The organism is Erythrobacter mangrovi (assembly GCF_013260645.1).
Taxonomy (GTDB): Bacteria; Pseudomonadota; Alphaproteobacteria; order Sphingomonadales; family Sphingomonadaceae; genus Qipengyuania; species Qipengyuania mangrovi.
On record NZ_CP053921.1, the window covers coordinates 835317 to 855631 of the forward strand.

Here is a 20315-nt window from a genome sequence, read left to right on the forward strand (position 1 = left end):
CACCGTCGCCTGGGCTTGCTCCGTAGGTGTCCACACCACTGGCCTATTGCCGCACTATGGTTGTCGCAACTGGTTCGCATTCACCCAGTCGCGCCTCCTTCGAGCGCGTCCATCTGGCGGCGCAAGGGGCCGCCAAGAACCAGCACCAGGACCGCCCCTGAAGCCGATAGCCCGACATGCAGCAACCAGAATCCGACATCGCCCAGCGGCTCATAGAATCGCGCGATGAAGCCCGAACCGATCCCCACCACGAACAGCGTCAGGTAAGCCCCGGCCATCATCAGGGCGTTGATCTTGGCGGGCGCGCGACGCGAGACCAGGGCGAGCGCGGTCGGCCATTGGTACATGAATGCGACGCCGGACAGGAAGAAGGCGGCCAGCGGGAACAGGATCGACACCTTGCCATCGGGTGCGCTCATTGCGCCGAGCGCAAGCATGCCCGAGGAACAGGCCATTATGATCGCTCCAGTGGCGATCTTGGTCAGGTCGCTGGGTTCGCCACCACGCCGCCCCTGCCAGGCCCAGATCGCCAGCAGCATCGGCAAGGCAATGACCGAGGCGAGGCTGTCTTCCGACGCGAGCCAGGGAGTCGGAACGGTGAAGCCGCCGAACGTCAGGTCGACCCGCTCGTTGACCCACAGCATCCCGACATTGAACAGCTGTTCGTAGGCGAAGCTCTGGCACATGGTGATAAGCAGCACGCAGATGACCAGACCGATCATCTTCCATTCATTGGGCGTCAGCGGCGGCAGGCTCTCGCCTTCCATCGGTAGCACGCGACCCTCTGCGAAATACTTGAGGCCCGTGAAATAGACCACTGCCGCCACGAGCATGAACAGGCCTGCGGCACCGAAGCCGATGTGCCAGCCATAGATCTGCGCGAGCAACCCGCAGACCAGCGGGCCGATCGTCGCGCCAACGTTGATCCCGGTCGAGAAGATCGCATAGCCCTTCGAACGCAACGTCTCCTCATGTCTCTCGTAAAGGTGGCCAACCTGCGCGGCGATATTGCCCTTGAGGCAGCCGGAGCCGAGCACCAGCAGGAGCAGGGCAGCAAGGAACGAAACATCGAAGGCCATCGCGAAGTGGCCCAGCGTCATCATCGCGATGCCGATCATGACGACACGCTTGGCGCCCAGCCAGCGGTCGGCCAGCAAGCCACCGAGCAACGGCGTGAAATAGACAAAGCCGGCGTAAAGCCCGAAGGTCTGGCTGGCGAAGGCTTGGGTCGACAGCTCGCCGAAGATCCCCTCGACGATGCGCCGGTAGGCATCCATCCCGGCGACATTCTCGATCCGTCCGGGCAGGAGCAGTTCCTGCACCATGTAGAGCACCAGCAGTCCGCGCATGCCGTAGAAGCTGAACCGCTCCCACATCTCGGTCATGGCAAGGAAGATCAGCCCCTTGGGATGGCCCCACAGTCGCTCATCGCTGCGCGTCACGGCTGATTGCATGCCCTGTCCTCTCCCGCCCTTCGCACCGGGGGTAGGACAAGGGGGTGGCTTGTCAATCGCGACCCTCGCCCTTTCGACCCTTGCTCGCTACCGCAGCGACGCGCATGCTTGGCTCGAGACTCATAAACGACCACCACAGGCGACATGCGCGCCTGGTATGACTCGCCCGAATATCAGGCGATCATCCATCACCACACGGACAATTCACGCGGCATCATGACCTTCGCGGAAGGCTTCGTCCCGCCGTCGTAAGGGGCTAGCCCGCCTGCGGTCCTAGCCTGCCGCCTTGGCGTGCGCCGCGATCGCATCGGCGACCTCGTCGACCAGTTCGAGCGGCAGGTCGTGCCCCCAGCCGGGAATGGTCTTGATCTGCGCGCCGGGGATGCTCGCGGCGGTGTCGCGACCGCCTTCGACCGGGACCAGCGGGTCGTCTTCGCCATGGAGCACGAGGGTGGGCACCGAAATGTCCTTGAGCATGGAACGGCGGTCGCCGTCTGCAATGATCGCGGAGAGATGCCGCGTCGGCCCTTCAGGATAGACGCTGCGACGCACGGTAGCCCGCGTCCGTTCGCGCAAGCGCTCCTCATCCGCCGGATAGCCGGGCGAGCCGATCGTGCGGGCGAGCTTCATGCCGTGTTCGACCAGCACATCCTCATCCATGCTTGCTGGCCTTGTCACCAGCACCTTCATCGCCTCGGGCTTGGCCGGCGGGAGCTTGGGATTGCCGGTGGTCGAGAAGATCGAGGTCAGTGATAACGCCTTGTCCGCATGGCGGGCGGCAAAATGCTGGGCGATCATCCCGCCCATGCTGGCACCGACGATATGCGCCTTGGGAATTCCCAGCGCATCGAGCAGCCCGGCGCCGTCGTCCGCCATATCCGCCAGGGTGTAGGGCACCTTAGGCTTGAACCCCAGTTTCGAAAGCAGGGTCATCTTTATGAGGCCTGGGGCCTTTATCCCATGGAACTTGTGGCTGAGGCCGATGTCGCGATTGTCGTACCGGATCACATGGAAGCCGTGCCCGGCCAGCGCCTCTACCAGTTCGTCGGGCCAGAGGGTCAGCTGTGCGCCAAAGCCCATGATCAGCAGCATCGGCGGGTTTGCCGGATCGCCGTGCTCTTCATAGTGTATTTCGATACCGTTCGCGGTGGCCTTGGGCACGCTAGTCTCTCCCCTATTGGTCCTGTACTCGGGAACTCAGCCGAAAGCGCGGCGCTTGTCCACGCCATTGTGGTTTTGGGCGGCGCGACAATTGTTAACACTTCCTTACCGCGGCGCCAGAAATGTCGCGTACATACAAGCGCGCCCTGCCCGCCTACGACACAGTTCCTGTGTGCAACCCACTGTCAGGGAAAGCCAAAATGGAGCGCCGCAAAGAGCAACGCCGCAACACGAGCCTGGCAGTGATCGCGCGGGTTGGCGGCATCGAAACCCCCTGTGAGATGCGCAACCTGTCGCAATCGGGTTGCATGATGGCCTGCACACGGATTCTGGCCGAAGTCGGCTCACCGATCGAGATCGAGCTCGCACGCGGACTGGTGGTTCCGGGCGAGGTATCCTGGCAGATGGGCGAGAGCGTGGGCGTGTTCTTCCTTGAGCCGATCCCCATGGCGGTAGTCAGCCATTTCGCGCTCGATGACTGGATGTTCAAGGCGGACTGGAGCTTGAGCGGAAGCGGGCTGGAAAGTGGCGGCTGATGGAGGGACCACCGCTGTGTGGCGGCCTACTCGGTCATCACTTCGATGGTTTCCCGAGGATAGAGAATGAACTCGCGATAGATCCGGTAGTGGTCCGTATCCTCCAGTGCGATCGGCCGCAGGCCAAATCTGGTAACGTGCAAGAGCTCGGCATCCGGTAGGGCCATGAGGATTGGCGAGTGCGTGGCCATGATGATCTGTGCCTTGCCCTCACGCTGGATGTGGCGGAGGATTTTCAGGAAGTCGAATTGTCGCGCAGGCGATAGAGCGGATTCCGGCTCGTCAAAGAAATAGATGCCCTGCCAGTTCAGGCGTTCTTCGAAGAAAGCAAGGAAGCCCTGACCATGTGAGGCCGCAAGAAACTGAGGACCCCTGCCAGCACTGGCCTCGATTGCAGCCTCATCGAGGTATCGCGCAACGGAGAAGAAGGTTTCGGCCCGGAAAAACCATCCTTGGTGGATCTGGGGCAACCATGCTGCACGCAGCAAATCACCCAGATCGCCACCGTCCCGATCAGATGCAACCGATTGCCTGACTGCTGCCATCCCCTGGGCACCACCTTTGTCGCTGAACCCGCATCGTCGCGCGATCGCTTCGATCAGCGTCGACTTGCCACACCCGTTTTCACCGACAAGGATCGTCACCGGATTTGAGAAGGTGATGTCCAACCCTGCAGCGCGGATAAGCGCGAGATTGTAGGGATAACTATCCCAATCGATACCTTCCCGTTCGCCAATGTCGTCGGGCAGCCAGACCCGCTTCAGAAACGGCGGAGGCAGCTTGGTTTGCGCTCGACCGCGTGCCATTCGTCAGGGCACCAGAACCGTGTCGCGGGGGACTGGGTCGGTTTTCAAATAGTTGAGCGTGAAGTGCAGCCCGCGGCTCTCATGACGCCTGAGGGCGCTGGTTACGATCAGATCGGCGCATTCGAGCAGGTTGCGCAGTTCGATCAGGTCGGTGGTCACGCGGAAGTGGCCGTAATAGTCCTCAACCTCGTCGCGCAGCATGCGGATGCGATGCGCAGCCCGTTCCAGCCGCTTCGTGGTTCGCACGATCCCGACATAGTTCCACATGAACCGGCGGATTTCTGTCCAGTTCTGCTTGATCACAACCTCTTCGTCGGAATCGGTCACGCGACTTTCATCCCACGGCAGGATCGCCGGCGGATCGTCCAGCTCATCCCAGCTGGTGAGGATATCCTTCGCCGCCGCCTCACCGAACACGAAGCATTCGAGCAGGCTGTTCGATGCCAGGCGGTTGGCGCCGTGCAATCCGCTCTCGGTACATTCGCCCGCAGCCCACAGGCCGGGCAGGTCCGTCCGCGCGTCGAGCCCGACCTTTACACCTCCGCACGTATAGTGCTGCGCCGGCACGACCGGGATAGGCTCCTTGGTCATGTCGATGCCCAAACCCAGCAGCTTCTCGTGAATCGTGGGGAAATGCTCCATCACGAACTCGGGCGGCTGATGGCTGATATCGAGGTGGACGTAATCGAGGCCGTATCGCTTGATCTGATCGTCGTTTGCGCGCGCAACCACGTCGCGCGGAGCAAGCTCCATGCGCTCGGGATCGTACTTCTCCATATAGCGCTCGCCCGTCACCGGGTTGAACAGCCGCCCGCCCTCGCCGCGCACCGCCTCGGTGATGAGGAAATTCTTGACCTCGAGATTGTAGAGGCAGGTCGGGTGGAACTGCATCATCTCCATGTTGGAGACCCTCGCGCCTGCGCGCCAGGCCATGGCGATCCCGTCGCCCGTCGCTCCGCGCGGCGATGTCGAAAACAGGTAGACACGGCCCGCGCCACCCGCCGCCAGCACCGTCGCACGCGCGACATGGGTCACGACCTCGCCACTTGCTTCATCGAGCGCATAGGCGCCCCACACCCGCCCCGAGCCCGAGTAGTCCACCTGGTTGCGCCCGGTGACGAGATCGATGCAGCTCTGGTTCGGCAGCAGCGTAATGTTGGGGTTCTCCTCCGCCGCCTTGAGCAGCGCGGCCTGCACCGCCCAGCCGGTTGCGTCGTTCACATGGACGATGCGGCGGTGCGAGTGGCCGCCTTCGCGGGTCAGGTGCAGGTCGCCATGGTCGCGGTTGAAGGGCACGCCCAATTCGCAGAGACGATCGATCGCCGCAGGTGCGCGCTCGATCACGAATTCCACCGTCTCGCGGTCGTTGAGACCCGCGCCGGCGACCATCGTGTCATGGATATGGTTCTCGAACGTATCGCCCGCGTCGAGCACGGCGGCGATGCCGCCCTGCGCCCAAGCGGTCGATCCACTGGTCAACTTGCCCTTGGCGAGGACCAGCACCTTGCGTTCCTGCGCCAGCGCAAGTGCGGCAGTGAGACCGGCCGCGCCCGAGCCGATGACCAGGACATCGTGTGCGTGTGTCATGGGCGAGTCATGCCTCTGCATTCGGTGCGCGGCAAGCACGGAACGCCTTGCCGATTAAAGACTTCACGGATCGCACCGATTGGTTAACGGATGGCTTGCAGGGGTTACGCAAGCGAAGGGTCGCACATCAATGAAATTGGGCATTATCGCCTGCGCGCTGGGCCACCATCGGGTCGATCGCAAGGACACGCGGCGCGTGCATGGGGCACATGTCGGTCGCTGCCGCAGCTGCAAGACTCCGATGGAAGAGATCGAGCCGCATCTGTGGGCGGTCCAGAAGGTCCGTGATGCCGGGCTGACTTATCGCGGGAAGTAGCTGCGCCCCGCGTCAGCCCGCACCCGTCAGCTGGACAAAAACGTCTTCAAGGTCTGCTTCGCGCGTGGTCACGTCTTCGATCGCATAGCCATGGCCCTGCACAAGCGCGAGCACCTGCCCGGCGCTGGCCTTGTCGCGATCATAAGTGATCTCGATCCGGCGCGGCTCGACCACCTCCGCCTTGACGAAGCCTTCTTCCATGATCGGGCCGGCCAGGTCCTTGTCGACCGTGATCGCGACGATCTTCTCGCGCGCCATGCCCACCAGCTCGCGGGTCGGCTTGTCGGCGATCAGTTCGCCGTGGTTGATGATCGCGATGCGGTCGCACAGCTGCTCGGCTTCTTCGAGGTAATGCGTGGTGAGAACCACGGTGACACCCTCTGCGTTCATTTGGGTGACCAGTTCCCATAGCTGGCGACGCAGTTCGACGTCGACCCCCGCGGTAGGCTCGTCGAGCACCAGGATCGGCGGAGAATGGACCATCGCCTTGGCGATCAACAGCCGCCGCTTCATGCCGCCTGACAGCGTGCGGGCATAGGCATCGCGTTTGTCGGCCAGGTGGACCGCGCGCAGCAATTCCTCGGACCGCCGCAGGGCCTTGGTAATACCGTAGAACCCAGCCTGGTTTTCCAGCACCTCGAACGGGGTGAAGAAGGGATCGAAGACGATTTCCTGCGGCACGATCCCGATCGAGCGCTTGGCATTGCGCGGGTTGGTGCCGATGTCGAAGCCCCAGATCTCGGCCGTGCCGCTGGTCTTCATGACCAACCCGGCGAGAATGTTGATCAGCGTCGACTTGCCTGCGCCATTGGGTCCCAGCAGGCCGAAGATTCCCCCCTGCGGCACGTCGAAGCTGACGCCCTTGAGCGCCAGCTTGGGCGGTTCGCCCGGGCCCGGCGGGGCATATTGCTTGACGAGATTGTCGATACGGATGGCAGGCGGTGTGGTCATGGCGGGGGAGGTAGGCCCCTCAAAGAAGCGCGACAAGCGGCGAATCCTTGCACCTCGACAAAGCTCATATTATCGGCTTCGCCCATGAGCCTGCCCCCTCCCGAGATCACCAAGGTTACCACCCACCGCGTGTGGTGCGATGGCGCGACCGACATCCGCACCGGCAAGAACTATCGTGCCGCCGCGCTCGGTCATCCCAAGATCTATCTCGAGATCGACGAGCATGGTTATGTCGATTGCGGCTATTGTGATCGGCGCTTCGTGCTCGAAGGGGGTCCGGCCGACGGGGTCGACCAGGCCAGCCTGCCGGACATTTCGGAAGGTGCCGATCCCGGCCATCGCTGACCTCTGTTCCTTGCGCGCTGGGCGCCCTACATAGGGTGTCATGACGCAAGCGAACGATCCACACGCCCTGCTGTATAACCAGCTTGATCCCGAAGAGGCCAAGGCGCTGACCGCACGCCTGCTGGCGCCATGCGACGATGGGGAACTGTACCTGCAGTTCATAGCCAGCGAGAGCTTCGCGTTCGACGACGGGCGGCTGAAGACGGCCGATTATTCGCGCGATTCGGGCTTTGGCCTGCGCGGCGTATCGGGGGAGACCACCGGTTTCGCCCACGCCAACGAGATCAGCGCCGGCGCCATCGCACGCGCCGGCGAGGCGCTGCAGTTGCTCGACGCAACCCGGTCCCCGCTGGCCGCCCCGCCCGAGCGGACCAATCGCCACCTTTATACCGATGCGAGCCCGCTCGACCTGGTGCCGTTCGCCGAAAAGGTCGCCCTGCTCGAGAAGATCGATGCCATTGCCCGTGCCAGGGACCCGCGCGTGGCGCAGGTATCGGCCAGCCTTGCGGCTAGCTGGAGTGCGATTGACATAGTCCGCCCCGACGGATTCACCGCCCGCGACATCCGCCCGCTGGTGCGGCTCAATGTCAGCATCGTCGCCGAACAGAACGGGCGGCGTGAAACGGGCAGCTTCGGCTTCGGCGGGCGCTACCTTTACGATCGCCTGTTCGATGAAGGCCAATGGATGCGCGCAGTGGACGAGGCGGTGCGACAGGCGCTGGTCAACCTCGAAAGCATCGAGGCCCCAGCAGGCGAGAAGACCGTGCTGCTTGGCCCCGGCTGGTGCGGCGTCTTGCTGCATGAAGCTGTCGGCCACGGGCTGGAGGGCGATTTCAACCGCAAGGGTACCAGCGCCTTCTCGGGCCGTATTGGCGAGAGGGTTGCTGCATCAGGCGTGACCGTGATCGACGATGGCAGCATCGCGGAACGGCGCGGCTCGCTGAGCATCGACGACGAGGGTACGCCGACGAAGGAAACCGTGCTGATCGAGGACGGCATCCTCAAGGGCTATATGCAGGACCGCCTCAATGCGCGGCTCATGGGGGTCGAGCCAACCGGCAATGGCCGCCGCGAGAGCTACGAGCATGCGCCGATGCCACGCATGACGAACACCTTCATGCGCGGTGGGTCGGACGACCCGGCTGAACTGCTCAGCCGGGTGGATGATGGAATCTACGCCACCAGTTTCGGCGGTGGGCAGGTCGATATCGTCAGCGGAAAGTTCGTCTTCGCCTGTACCGAAGCCTATAGGGTCGAGAAAGGCAAAGTGGTTGCCCCAATCAAGGGCGCGACGCTGATCGGCGATGGCCCGACCGTACTCACCAAGGTGCGCGGTGTCGGCAATGACATGGCGCTGGACGAAGGGATCGGCATGTGCGGCAAGGGCGGGCAGAGCGTGCCGGCCGGGGTCGGCCAGCCCACTTTGCTGGTCGACGGCATCACCGTTGGCGGTACCGCCTGAAAAACAAGGAAAGTCAGCGCCGGTTCAGGCAAGCCGGCATAGATATGGTATTCCATTCGGGAGACTCGTCATGCTCAAACCCTTGATTGCCGCTACTGCAGCACTGACCCTGCTTGCTGCGCCTGCCCTGGCGGACGAGCACGAGCAGGCAGAGATGACAAAAGGTGAAGCGAAGCTCGCCAAGCTCCTTGAGGGGCGGGTCGCGGGAGAACCGACCAATTGCATCCGCACTTTCGGTTCCCGGAACATTACCCAGATCGACGGAACTGCCCTGGTCTACAAGGACGGCAAGACGATCTGGGTGAACCGCACGCGCACGCCTGACGCAATCGACGATAGCGAGATCATGGTGATCAAGCGCTTCGATGGCACCAATCTTTGCCGGACCGATCACATAACCTTGGTCGATCGGTTGAGCGGGTCATTCTCGGGGATCATTATCCTCGATGATTTCGTGCCTTATCGCATGCCCGAATCCGAAGGCTGATCTGCAAGAGCCTGCGGGGCTGGCGCAAGAGTGCTCTGCAGCGCATAGGTTTCTCCGCACACAGGAGATTCCCATGCCCAGCCAGCAAGCCCCCATCGATTCCCCCTTTGGATATCGCTCGACGGCGCGCGAAGTTGCGTCTGCAGCCGATATCGCCGGCAAGACCATCGTCGTCACCGGCGGCTATTCGGGCATTGGAACAGAAACCGTCCGGGCCCTTGCCGGCGCAGGGGCACGGGTGATTGTCGGCGCGCGGCGCGTGGGGCAGGCGCATGAGGTGCTCGACGGGTTCGAAGGCGATATCACCATCCTGCCGCTCGACCTGTCGGACCCCGCCTCGATCGACGCCTTTGCGGAGGCCGTAGCGGGCACTGCCGATCACATCGACATCCTCATCAACAATGCCGCGATCATGGCAAGCCCACTCACCCGCGACACACGCGGATATGAGATGCAGTTCGCCACGAACCACCTCGGCCACTTCCAGCTGACCGCGCGGCTCTGGCCGCTGGTGCTGGCAGCCGCGCCCGGCGCGCGGGTCGTGGCGCTGTCCTCGATCGGCCATCGTCTTCACGGCCTCGACCTTGGCGATCTCAACTTCGAACGCCGCGATTACGACAAGTGGCTTGCCTACGGGCAAGCGAAGTCCGCCAATGCGCTGTTCGCGCTTCAACTCGACAGACTTGGCGAACCCAAAGGTGTACGCGCTTTTGCAGTCCACCCGGGCGGCATCGCCACGCCGCTTCAGCGTCACCTGACGATGGAGGAGCAGCGCGCGATGGGTTGGTACGACGAGGAGGGCAACGTCAACGAGCACTTCAAGTCGACCGAAGAGGGCGCGTCGACCACCGTGTGGGCGGCAACCTCGCCGTTGCTCGAGGGTTTGGGCGGAGTCTACTGCGAGAACTGCAACATTGGCGCCCTGGCCGATGAGAACACCCCGCGCGGCGCGGGCGTGTTCCCTCATATCCGCGACGAGGGCCTCGCCGAGGCGCTCTGGAGGGAATCGGAAGCAATGACCGGGGTCAGCTTCCCCGGCTGAGGGCAACCCCGCTTGCTCCCTCGAGGAGTTTAGGGTACTCACCCTAAACCTTTGGAGAGGGGACCCCACATGGCCACTGCCGCCGAGCTGACCGTCAAGTCAGCCGAGATCGATCCGATCGACGTCTCGCGCAAGGAACTTTATGTCGAAGACACCTGGCGCGAACCCTTCCGCCAGCTGCGCCAGCACGCGCCGATCCAGTGGGTGCCAGAGTCGCATTTCGGCCCGTACTGGTCGGTCTCGACCTACAAGCCGATCCAGCACATCGAAGCGCTACCAAAGCTGTTTTCGTCGAGCTGGGAATATGGCGGAATCTCGATTGCCTTCGACCCCGAAAAGCCGCTGGAGAACGAGGTCCGCCAGCCGATGTTCATCGCGATGGACCCGCCGCACCACACCGCGCAGCGGCGCACGGTGGCTCCCAGCTTCGGCCCGTCCGAAGTTGCCGAGATGAAGGCGGAGGTGCAGCAGCGCACAGCCGCATTGCTCGATACGCTGCCCATCGGCGAGACCTTTGACTGGGTCGAGAAGGTCTCGATCGAATTGACTACCGGCATGCTCGCCAAGCTGTTCGATTTCCCTTGGGAAGAACGCCACAAGCTGACCGAATGGTCCGACTTCGGCGGCGATATCGAACTGATCCGCGATCCCGATGGGCTGATTCTGCGCAATGCAAAGCTGCAGGAAATGGGGATGGCCTTCGCCGCGCTTTGGCAGCAGCGCCTGAACGCGCCGGGCAAGGACCTGATCAGCGTCATGCTGCAGTCCGAAGCGATGAAGGACATGAGCCCCGAGGAGTTCATCGGGAATCTGATCCTGCTGATCGTCGGCGGGAACGACACCACCCGCAATTCGATGTCGGCCTATGCCTATGGCCTGAGCCAGTTCCCTGATGAGCGCGCCAAGCTGGAGGCCGATCCCTCGCTCATCCCCAATGCCGTGCAAGAGATCATCCGCTGGCAGACCCCGCTGGCGCACATGCGGCGCACGGTAATGGAAGACACTGATATGTTCGGGCCGATGATGAAGAAGGGCGACAAGGTCGTGCTGTGGTACATCTCTGCCAACCGCGACGAAGAGATCTTCGACGACGGCGAGGCCATAAAGGTCGACCGGCACAATGCACGCCGCCACCTCAGCTTCGGATACGGCATCCACCGCTGCGTCGGTGCCCGTGTGGCCGAACTACAGCTGCACACGCTGCTTGAAGAAATGGCGAAGCGTCGGCTGCGGGTGAATGTTGTGGGCGAACCAGATCGCGTGCCCGCGTGTTTCGTCCATGGCTACAAACACCTGCCGGTGCAGCTCTCGTATTACTGATGAAGACGCGCGACCGCATCGTCCTCACTGCGCGGCAGGTGTTCAACCGCGACGGCTATGGTGCGGTCACCACCGCTGCGCTGGCACAGGCCTGCGGCATCGCCGAGGGCAACCTCTGGTACCACTTCAAGACCAAGCGCGATCTGCTGTCCGCTATCGCCCAACAGTTTGCCGAAAACATCGAGCAACGCCTCAGGCGCAAGCCCGACCCGGGCGATCCGCTCGGCTCCTATTGCGCTATGCTGGGCGACTTGATGCAGGAGCTGCGCGACTACCGCTTCCTTTACCGCGACCAACCACACTACGGCGAACATGTCGAACCGATCGCCAGCCGCGTCGCAGAGTGGCTGGTGCGGACCGAGGACAATATCGAGGCGCATTTCGGCGCGCTGGTCGATGCCGGGCTGCTGACTTGGCCGAAGGAGCGACTGCGCGACCTGGCGATCAATGCCACGATCATCCTGCGATACGGGCTGGAGCACCACGCCGAGCTGGGCCAGCCGCAAGGTGCGGTGCGCAAGACCCTGCTTCAGCAGTTCACGCTCCTTGAAGGGCAACTCGAGGAAGCCGCGCGAAGTGAGATCCGTGCGCAGATCGAGCGGATCGGGGCAGACCTGCGCGTTGCCGCCTAGGTTTCGATCGTCCGGATCGGCGGAATCACCAGCAACCACCAAATTGCCCCTGCTATCGCCACGCCCGCGGCAATGCCGAAGGCGAGGCCGTATGAGCCCATCTGGTCGACGATGATCCCGGTGATCAGCGGCCCGACGATGCCCGAAGCATTGCCGATCGCATTCTGGATACCGACCCAGCCACCCGCCGCGCGCGGACCGGCAAAGATCTGCGCCACCGCAAACAGGTTGACCGAAACGAAGCCGGTTCCGATTCCGGCCACCGCCAGCCAGCAGGCGAGCGACCAGGCATCCGACGCGAACCAGATCCCGGTGACGGCCACGCCGAGCAGCGCCTGCCCCGCGATCATCAGCCAGCGCCGCACTCGTGCCTCGTCGGCCCCGCGCGTTACCGCCATGTCGGACAGTCGTCCGACGACCAGCGCCGACACCCCTTGCGTTGTGAAGCTGAGCGTCGTCAGCAGCGTCATCTCGGCGATGGAGTAGCCCAAGGTCTTGGTGAGATAGAGCGGCAGCCAGGCGAGCAGGAAGTAGAAGCCGTAGTTCGACATGAAGTGCGCGACACCCATCGACCACAGCGTCGGGATGGCAAAGAGACGCCGCATCGGCACCGGGTCGACCACCGGCGTGGTCACCCTGTCCGAACGCAGCGGGCCGCTGGCAAAGTGCCAGGGCACCAGCCACAGCAGTGTGACCAGGCCGAAGATCCAGAAGATCGGGCGCCACCCAAGCGCCTCCAGGATCGCACCGCCGGTCAACACGCCCACCGCGGGCCCGAATGCCAGCGCCGCGCCGATCAGCGCATTGGCGCTGCCGCGATGATGCGCCGGGACCTCCGCCGCGAAGATCTTCGAACTACCAGGGAAGGCGATGCTTTCGCCGAGGCCGAGCAGCAACCGCAGCACGACGAGCAACGCCAGACCATGCACGAAGCCGGTGAGCAGCGTCGCCAGCGCCCACAATGCGATGCCTGCGGCGAACATGCGATAGACACAGAAGCGATCGCACAGCCAGCCAACGAACAGGCACAGCGGCGCGTAGACCCAGAAGAAGGCGGAAACGGCAGTACCGAACTCGGTCGCGGTGAAGTCGAGCTCTTCGATCATCAGGGGCGCAGCAACCCCGATTGCCCCGCGATCGACGTAGTTCAGCAGCACCGACAGCGCGAGCAGCGCCACCACCCAAAACAGTCGCGTACCCGATACCCGCGCAGCTTCACCCGATGTTGCCATGCTTCCCCTCCTGACCTTCCCCCCTGCATATCACGCGAGAGAGCGGCGGCGAGGCGATAATTTCAGCTGCTAGTAGGTCGCACTTCTGGGTTCCGCTGTGCGTCAAGCGCGACAACCAGCTCCGCGGGTGCCTGCGCGAGCATCGCACAGCTTATCCGTTGATAATGCGCGACAAATCGGCCTAGACTGGTCCTATCCATGGCGCGGTCGGCCAACGCCGCTTCCTGTTCGGCCCGCCAGGTTTCGACCACGGCAAAATCCGGTGCCTTGAGGAATATCCGCAAGTCGAGCCGCGCAAACAGCGTCGCATATCCCCCAGCCAACTGGTCGTTTGCCCAGCGCCGCCAGACGCCATCGGGGTCCTCGTCTCGCTCTAGCGCATTGATCGGTTCGTTCAGGGCATCCCAATCCTGCGGCTTAGCGCCGATGCACCAGCCCTCTAGCAGGATCACTTCGAAAGGCGGAGCGACGCTACGCGGCTCGCCGCGATCATCGCTGGCCTTGTCGAAACTCGGCAAGGTAACCGTTGGTCCGTCGCCCAAAAGCGCATCAAGCGCAGTTTCCAGCAGCCGCAGATCGTGGGTGCCGGGAACTCCGCGCGTGACGCACAAGGGATGAACGCTTTGCGCCAGCCCTGCGCGTTCCGCCTTGGTGAGGTAGAAATCATCGAGCGACAGCACCGCTGTTGGCAAGCCGCGCTGCTCCAGCTGCTCGGCGAGCCGCCGCACCAGGGTGGTCTTACCCGAGCCTTGCGCGCCTGCGATCCCCACCAGGACCGCATGGCCGGCTCGCCGGCGACGGGTGGCGATGGCATCGACCAGCGTCATGTCGGCGGCGGACCAGTCCGCATATGCTCCGGACTGGCGCTCGCCTGCTATTCCCATTCGATGGTGCCCGGCGGCTTCGACGTATAGTCGTAGACCACGCGGTTGATGCCCTTGACCTCATTGATGATGCGGGTGGCGCAACGGCTGAGGAACTGCGCATCGAAAGGATAAATGTCCGCGGTCATGCCGTCGGTGCTGGTCACCGCGCGCAGGCCGCAGACGCTGTCATAGGTACGATAATCGCCCATCACGCCCACGGTCTTGACCGGCAGCAGCACCGCGAAGGCCTGCCAGATCGCATCGTAGAGGCCCGCATTGCGGATTTCCTCGAGGTAGATCGCATCGGCCTTGCGCAGGATGTCGCAGCGTTCCTTGGTCACCTCGCCCGGGATGCGGATGGCGAGGCCCGGACCTGGGAATGGGTGGCGGCCGACGAAGACCTCGGGCAGGCCGAGCTCGCGGCCAAGCGCGCGGACCTCGTCCTTGAACAGCTCGCGCAGCGGCTCAACCAGCTTCATGTTCATCCGTTCGGGCAGGCCACCGACATTATGGTGGCTCTTGATCGTGACCGAAGGCCCGCCGGTGAAGCTGACGCTTTCGATCACGTCAGGGTAGAGCGTGCCCTGGGCCAGGAAGTCGGCCCCGCCGATCTTCTTCGCCTCTGCCTCGAACACGTCGATGAAGGTCTTGCCGATGAACTTGCGCTTCTTCTCCGGATCGGTTTCGCCTTCGAGGCCGGAGAGGAACAGCTGTTCGGCATCCACATGGACCAGCGGGATGTTGTAGTGATCGCGGAAGAGGGTGACGACCTGCTCGGCCTCGTTCATCCGCATCAACCCGTGGTCGACGAAGACGCAGGTCAGCTGGTCGCCGATGGCTTCGTGAATCAGCACCGCGGCGACGGCACTGTCGACCCCGCCCGACAGGCCGCAGATGACCTTGCCGTCACCCACCTGAGCGCGGATTTCCTCGATCTTGGTTTTGCGGAACTCGGCCATGGTCCAATCGCCCGCGAGGCCGCAGACGTGGCGCACGAAATTGGCGAGCAGCTTGCCGCCATCGGGCGTATGGACCACCTCGGGGTGGAACTGCGTCCCGTAGAACTTGCGCTCCTCGTCGGCGATGACCGCGAAGGGTGCGCCGTCCGACGTGGCGACGATTTCGAAGCCGGGGGCGAACTGGGTGACCTTGTCGCCGTGGCTCATCCACACTTGGTGCCGCTCACCGACCTGCCACAAGCCGTCGAACAGTGCGCAGCTCTTGGTCACGGTGATATAGGCACGGCCGAATTCGCCATCCCATTCACCGTCCTTGCCCGGTTCGACGCGCCCACCAAGCTGGTGGCTCATGACCTGCTGGCCGTAACAGATACCAAGGATCGGCACGCCGGCTTCGAACAGCATCTCGGGCGCGCGCGGGCTACCCTCCTCAGGCACGCCGGCCGGCGAGCCGGACAGGATGATCCCCTTGGGCTTGAGCCGGTGGAAAGCTTCTTCCGCCATGGTGAAAGGGGCGATCTCGGAATAGACTCCCGCCTCGCGCACGCGGCGCGCAATAAGCTGGGTAACCTGGCTGCCGAAATCGACGATGAGGATGGAATCGGGAAGGTGCGCGTCGTCCATGGCGCCCCGTTAGGGGCACCGAGCCGCTGCTGTCCAGCGTTGGCGCTTGCCAGCGGCGAATAGACCCAGGCTGTGCGCCAAAATGCAGGGGAATGCGGCTCACAACTGTTGCATGAAACGCAACACTTTTCGATATTTTCTCACTTTTGTTCGCGCAACGGAAATAATATTTCACGCCTCAGACGGACGTTGTCGCCTCCTCCCAGGACAGCGTTCGCCAAGACAGTCGGGCCCACGTACCCCCATGCGTCCGCCCGCACTGGCCTTCCTTGCCCCCGCGGTCCGCCCCTAGAGGCCCGCCGTCCGGACAAGGCGATATGGCAGCGAGTAGAGACGCGGCTGCCGGTTCACCTCTCCCCTCCCCCCCCGAACCGGCACCGCGTCTCGAACTCCCGCCAGGCTCCCACGGGTGCGCAGTTCAACCGCGCCTCGCAGGAGACTGCGGGCAAAACTAGGAAAGGACCGAGCCATGGCTCTCATAGTGAACCGCCTGATCGTGCTGGTTCTTGCAACCGGCCTCAGCACCCTGATGCTGGGCCACACGATCGTCGCTTGATCGGGTAAATGCCCGCTAGTCGGGTAGCCCCAGTCGCGCCGCCATATCGCGCAACTCCGTCTTGAGGAGCTTGCCGATATGGCTGCGTGGCATCTCTTCGATGGCATGCAGCTGCGCGAGCCGCTGGGTCTTGCCCAGTCGCGCATTGACCGCTGCGCGAATGTCCTCGCAATCGCGCGCAGGGTTTTTCAGCGTAACGAAGCCGACCGGGGTCTCGCCCCAGCGTTCCGACGGGACGCCGATTACTGCCGCTTCGACCACATCGTCTTCCTTGGCGAGTTCGTCCTCGAGATCGACCGGGAAGATGTTGAAGCCGCCCGAAATGATCATGTCCTTGGCACGCCCGACCAGCTCGACGAAGCCCTCTGCGTCGACCCGTCCGATGTCGCCCATCCGCTGCCACACCTCACCGGTTTCGGGATCGGTCCAGTAGCCTTCGCGCGTCTTGTCGGGCTGGTTCTTGTAGCCGATCATCATCGTCTGACTGCGTCCGATGAGATTGCCCGGTGTCCCCGGTGGAACCGCGCGGTCCTCGTCATCGAGCACCTTGAGCTCGCTGCCCGGCGCGGGCCGCCCGACAGTATGCAGCTTGTCGGGGAACTTGTGCGCCTCGAGCAGGCAGACCACCCCGCCTTCGGTCATCGAATAGATCTCGATCAGCGCACCCGGCATCCGATCGAGTACCTCGCGCTTGAGGTCGGCCGGGAATGGTGCGGAAGTGCAATATTTGAGCTGGAGCGCCGAGAGGTCGAACTCGTCGAAGCGCGGTTCCTGCATCAGCCGGCGGTATTGGACCGGCACCAGCATGGTCACCGTCGTGCGGTCTTGCTGCGCAAATTCGAGCCAGCGCAGCACATCGAACTTGCGCATCACCCGCACCATCCCGCCGGCCAGCAGCGGCGGAAGGAATGCGACCATGGTGGTGTTCGAATAGAGGGGGGTCGAGGCAAGGCTGCGCACCGGCATGCCGGCTTCGAGCCAGCTCGCCGCGCTGGTCGCGAACTGGCGCCAGCGCATCTGGTGCGAATGGACGATGCCCTTGGGAATGCCCGTGGTGCCTGACGAATAGATGATGTTGAACGGGTCCTTTGGGCCCGGCACGAACTTGGGTGCACGCGTGCCCTCAGGCGCCATCCAGCCATCGAGATCTTCGTCGAGCACGATCCGGGTCATCCCGGGAAAGCAATCCTCGCCCAGCTCGGTCAGTTTGGCGCGGTCGATGAAGATGTGTTTCGCCCCAGAATCGCTGGCCATGCCGGCAAGCTGTTCCGGACTGGCGCTGGTCGTCAGCGGCGCCGCAACCCCGCCGGCGCGAACCGCGGCAAGAAACACCAGCGCATAGGGAATCGAGGAATAGCCGAGGATCGCCACCGACTGGCCGCGTTGTAGGCCATCCTCGACCAGGCGCGCAGCAATGCGTTCGACCAGGTCACCCAGTTCAGTCCAGGTAATCTCCCCGGTGTCATCGCGCATGGCCGCCTGGTCACCCAGAGCAACGGCGTTTGCAGCGAGGATTGCGGAAAAATCGCCAAAGGGTTCGGCAAGGGCGATTTGCGGTGCGGCGGCTGTCAGTGTTTCTCCCATGCCCTTATCCTTAGGGGTCGCGTGGCGCTTGTCGAGAGGCCAATCGCGATGCAGCGAAGGTCACTGGCATGTCGGCTAGTTCCACCCTACGCTTCGCCCATCGAATGACCGGACGAGGAGAGAAACCCGAACCATGCGCCTGCTGCCCGTTTTCGCGCTGGCTTTGACTGCCGGCACTACGATGCTCCATGCGGAGGATGCTGCACCGCCACGCATTCTCGCGGTGTTCGCCCATCCCGATGACGAGACCGTTGCCGCCCCCGCGCTGGCCGATGCGGCGAGCCGCGGGGCACATGTCCGCATAGCCTACGCAACGCAGGGGGACCTTTCCGCGCCGGAAACGACACTTGCTCCCGGGCCGGAAATCGCTGCCGTGCGCAGCGAGGAAGCGCGATGCGCATCGCGTGCGCTCGGGCTGACCGAGCCGGCGTTGCTCGATTTCGGCGATGGTCAGCTTGGCGCCGTCGCCCGCCCGCCCTGGGCGCCGCTGCGCAGCCTCCAGGAGCGCCTTGCCGCGCTGGTTGAGGAAGAACGACCTGACATCGTCATCACCTGGGGACCCGATGGCGGTTATGGCCATCCCGACCACCGGCTAGTGGGCGCAGTGGTCAGCCAGATCGTCGCCGCGCAGAAAACGGACCGCCCACTCTTGCTCTATCCGGCGATGGCGAGCGGCACACTGCCGCCGGTCCCCGAACTGGTTGCGATGGGATGGGCCGAGACCGCACCGGACCTGCTCACCGTGCGCGCCCGCTTCTCTCCCGACTCCGTCGACGCCGCGACGGAAGCCTTTGTGTGCCACGCCAGTCAATATGACACGGCCACGCGCGACACGCTGGTACCCGCTCTTAGTGCCAGCGTCTGGCTGGGCGGCGTACCCTTCCGCCCCGCGCTCGATCCGGCACGGGGGGAGGACCTGCTAGCACTGGAGCGCTAGTTCGCGAGCGTCTTCACCAGGTCGAAGAGGTAATCGCGCGCGGTATAGACCCCGCGAATGTTGAGCCTTTCATTGAGCCCATGCACGCCATTGCCGTCCGGGTCACCCCAGGCGCTCGGCACACCATAGGTCGGTATCCCCGCACCGCCGGTGTAGACTCCGTCGGTTGCCCCGGTCGACATCGCCGGCAACACCGGAACGCCGGGGAAGTGCTTTGCGGCGAGCTTCTCCATCGGGCCGATCAGCTTGGGATCGAGCGGCGGGTTCACCGCCAGCGGCTTGTCTGTGCGGGCGAAGGCGATCGAGATGCCATCGTCGCCGATAACCCGTGCGAGTTCATCCTTGATTTCCGCCGGGGTGTGGCCAGGGAAGATGCGGCAATTGACGTTGGCTTCGACCCGCTGCGGCAGCGCATTGGGCGCATGGCCGCCGTCGATCAGCGTCGCGACGCAGGTCGTGCGCAGGAGCGAGTGGAGCATCTTGTCCTTGTCGACCACCGCCAGGGCCTCGGCATCGCCGATATTGGCCACCAGTGCCGCCATCGCCCTGCCTGTTTCATCGGGGCGCATCGCCGAAGCCTTGGTGAAGAAGGCGCGGGTGGTATCGTTGAACTCCGCCGGGAACTCATGGGCAGCGATCTTCGAGAGCGCGGCGGACATGCGGTAGATCGCATTGTCGCGAACCGGCTGCGAACTGTGGCCGCCGGGGTTGGTCGTCACCAGCTTGTAGTCCTGGTAGACCTTCTCTCCCACCTGGATCGTCTGGACGAGCAGGTTCCCTTTGCCGTCGGTGCGCCCCCCGCCACCTTCGTTGAGCGCGAACTCGGCATCGATCAGGTCGCGCTTCTCGGTCGACAGGTATTGTGCGCCGTTGAAGGCCGTGTCGGTCTCTTCGCCGCAGGTCAGCGCCATCTTCACGGTGCGCTTGGGGTGGTAGCCATCCTGCGCGAAACGGACCAACGTATCGGCCCAGACGGCAGACATGAATTTGTCGTCGGCCACGCCGCGCGCATAGTAATAGCCGTTTTCCTCGATCAGCTTGAAGGGTTCGCGCACCCAATCCTCGCGCTTGGCCTCGACCACGTCGATGTGGCCGAGCAGGAGCATCGGCTTGAGCGTCTTGGACTTGCCCGGCCAGACCACCACGATGCCCCCGTCTTTCGGATGCTCGGGAACCGAGAACAGCGTGATGGCAGACTTGGGCACGCCTGCTGCCTCAAGCCGCGCTGCCAATTGCGCCGAGGCCTGCGTGCACGACCCGTTGGTGACCGTGGTGTCGGTTTCCACCAGTTCCTTGTAAAGGCCGAAGAACTGCTGCTGGTCGGGCCGCAGTGGCCCCATCGGCTCGATCGCCATTTGTGCACTTGCCGGTGCAGCGAGTGCCAACACCGCTGCCGAAGCCAGGATACGTCCGATCATTCCAATCCCCCAAGGTTATGCACGCACCGTTCCATGCGGC

Annotated in this window: 20 protein-coding genes; 10 read left to right on the forward strand and 10 right to left on the reverse strand. The window is 63.6% G+C overall.

All coding sequences use genetic code 11. The features are described 5' to 3' along the window. Positions 1-80: 80 nt before the first annotated feature. Positions 81-1454: a peptide MFS transporter gene (locus HQR01_RS04420; protein ID WP_173212906.1), complete on the reverse strand. Its 1374-nt coding sequence runs from the start codon at positions 1452-1454 to the stop codon at positions 81-83. 144 nt (positions 1455-1598) lie between these two features. On the opposite strand from HQR01_RS04420, the gene HQR01_RS04425 reads away from it, so the two are divergent. Next, complete coding sequence (locus HQR01_RS04425; protein WP_173212908.1) at positions 1599-1706, forward strand: DUF1330 domain-containing protein; 108 nt, start codon at positions 1599-1601, stop codon at positions 1704-1706. Between the two features lie 21 nt (positions 1707-1727). On the opposite strand, the gene HQR01_RS04430 is transcribed toward HQR01_RS04425, so the two are convergent. Beyond that, positions 1728-2615: an alpha/beta fold hydrolase gene (locus tag HQR01_RS04430; RefSeq protein ID WP_234030245.1), complete on the reverse strand. Its 888-nt coding sequence runs from the start codon at positions 2613-2615 to the stop codon at positions 1728-1730. Between the two features lie 200 nt (positions 2616-2815). Between HQR01_RS04430 and HQR01_RS04435 the strand changes: the two genes are divergently transcribed. Continuing rightward, on the forward strand, positions 2816-3151 hold the full coding sequence (locus HQR01_RS04435) for a PilZ domain-containing protein (RefSeq protein WP_173212910.1): 336 nt from the start codon (positions 2816-2818) through the stop codon (positions 3149-3151). Between the two features lie 26 nt (positions 3152-3177). Here HQR01_RS04435 and HQR01_RS04440 read toward each other — a convergent pair whose 3' ends face one another. Both HQR01_RS04440 and nadB read right to left on the reverse strand, forming a co-directional pair. Further along, on the reverse strand, positions 3178-3819 hold the full coding sequence (locus HQR01_RS04440) for an AAA family ATPase (protein ID WP_234030246.1): 642 nt from the start codon (positions 3817-3819) through the stop codon (positions 3178-3180). Positions 3820-3960: 141 nt separating this feature from the next. Continuing rightward, entirely contained in the window at positions 3961-5544 is a 1584-nt protein-coding gene (nadB, locus tag HQR01_RS04445) for an L-aspartate oxidase (protein ID WP_173212914.1), read from the reverse strand. Positions 5545-5674: 130 nt separating this feature from the next. Between nadB and HQR01_RS04450 the strand changes: the two genes are divergently transcribed. Next, positions 5675-5860 (forward strand): hypothetical protein, encoded by a 186-nt coding sequence (locus tag HQR01_RS04450; RefSeq protein ID WP_173212916.1) that lies wholly within the window; start codon positions 5675-5677, stop codon positions 5858-5860. A gap of 12 nt (positions 5861-5872) precedes the next feature. Here the strand turns inward: HQR01_RS04450 and HQR01_RS04455 are convergent, their stop codons facing one another. Beyond that, positions 5873-6811: an ABC transporter ATP-binding protein gene (locus tag HQR01_RS04455; protein WP_173212917.1), complete on the reverse strand. Its 939-nt coding sequence runs from the start codon at positions 6809-6811 to the stop codon at positions 5873-5875. Between the two features lie 84 nt (positions 6812-6895). Here HQR01_RS04455 and HQR01_RS04460 point away from each other — a divergent pair, with 84 nt between their 5' ends. The 6 genes from HQR01_RS04460 (at position 6896) to HQR01_RS04485 (ending at position 12099) form a co-directional block, all read left to right on the forward strand. Beyond that, positions 6896-7156: a zinc-finger domain-containing protein gene (locus HQR01_RS04460; protein ID WP_173212919.1), complete on the forward strand. Its 261-nt coding sequence runs from the start codon at positions 6896-6898 to the stop codon at positions 7154-7156. A 40-nt stretch (positions 7157-7196) separates the two neighbouring features. After that, complete coding sequence (gene tldD / locus HQR01_RS04465) at positions 7197-8618, forward strand: metalloprotease TldD (RefSeq protein ID WP_173212921.1); 1422 nt, start codon at positions 7197-7199, stop codon at positions 8616-8618. A 70-nt stretch (positions 8619-8688) separates the two neighbouring features. Further along, positions 8689-9105 carry a hypothetical protein gene (locus tag HQR01_RS04470; protein WP_234030247.1) on the forward strand — a complete coding sequence of 139 codons (417 nt, stop codon included), beginning with the start codon at positions 8689-8691 and terminating at the stop codon, positions 9103-9105. A gap of 73 nt (positions 9106-9178) precedes the next feature. Beyond that, complete coding sequence (locus tag HQR01_RS04475) at positions 9179-10147, forward strand: oxidoreductase (protein WP_173212923.1); 969 nt, start codon at positions 9179-9181, stop codon at positions 10145-10147. A gap of 69 nt (positions 10148-10216) precedes the next feature. Further along, the gene (locus HQR01_RS04480; RefSeq protein ID WP_173212924.1) at positions 10217-11467 is read left to right on the forward strand and encodes a cytochrome P450; all 1251 of its coding nucleotides are present in this window, start codon (positions 10217-10219) and stop codon (positions 11465-11467) included. Beyond that, positions 11467-12099 carry a TetR/AcrR family transcriptional regulator gene (locus HQR01_RS04485; protein ID WP_173212926.1) on the forward strand — a complete coding sequence of 211 codons (633 nt, stop codon included), beginning with the start codon at positions 11467-11469 and terminating at the stop codon, positions 12097-12099. The genes HQR01_RS04480 and HQR01_RS04485 overlap by 1 nt, the downstream gene beginning before the upstream one ends. Here HQR01_RS04485 and HQR01_RS04490 read toward each other — a convergent pair. The 4 genes from HQR01_RS04490 to HQR01_RS04505 all read right to left on the reverse strand — a co-directional run bounded on the left by HQR01_RS04490 (position 12096) and on the right by HQR01_RS04505 (position 17920). Next, positions 12096-13331, reverse strand: a complete 1236-nt coding sequence (locus tag HQR01_RS04490; RefSeq protein WP_173212928.1) for an MFS transporter — start codon at positions 13329-13331, stop codon at positions 12096-12098. The two genes, HQR01_RS04485 and HQR01_RS04490, sit on opposite strands and share 4 nt — an antisense overlap. A gap of 62 nt (positions 13332-13393) precedes the next feature. Continuing rightward, entirely contained in the window at positions 13394-14215 is an 822-nt protein-coding gene (locus HQR01_RS04495; RefSeq protein WP_173212930.1) for a kinase, read from the reverse strand. Beyond that, a complete protein-coding gene (guaA, locus tag HQR01_RS04500) occupies positions 14206-15780 on the reverse strand; it encodes a glutamine-hydrolyzing GMP synthase (RefSeq protein ID WP_173212932.1) in 1575 nt (524 codons plus the stop codon). The genes HQR01_RS04495 and guaA overlap by 10 nt, the downstream gene beginning before the upstream one ends. A 571-nt stretch (positions 15781-16351) precedes the next feature. Beyond that, positions 16352-17920 (reverse strand): class I adenylate-forming enzyme family protein, encoded by a 1569-nt coding sequence (locus tag HQR01_RS04505; RefSeq protein WP_173212934.1) that lies wholly within the window; start codon positions 17918-17920, stop codon positions 16352-16354. A gap of 133 nt (positions 17921-18053) precedes the next feature. Between HQR01_RS04505 and HQR01_RS04510 the strand changes: the two genes are divergently transcribed. After that, the gene (locus tag HQR01_RS04510) at positions 18054-18857 is read left to right on the forward strand and encodes a PIG-L family deacetylase (RefSeq protein WP_173212936.1); all 804 of its coding nucleotides are present in this window, start codon (positions 18054-18056) and stop codon (positions 18855-18857) included. On the opposite strand, the gene HQR01_RS04515 is transcribed toward HQR01_RS04510, so the two are convergent. Next, positions 18854-20275 carry a M20/M25/M40 family metallo-hydrolase gene (locus HQR01_RS04515; RefSeq protein ID WP_173212938.1) on the reverse strand — a complete coding sequence of 474 codons (1422 nt, stop codon included), beginning with the start codon at positions 20273-20275 and terminating at the stop codon, positions 18854-18856. The two genes, HQR01_RS04510 and HQR01_RS04515, sit on opposite strands and share 4 nt — an antisense overlap. Between the last annotated feature and the right edge of the window lie 40 nt (positions 20276-20315).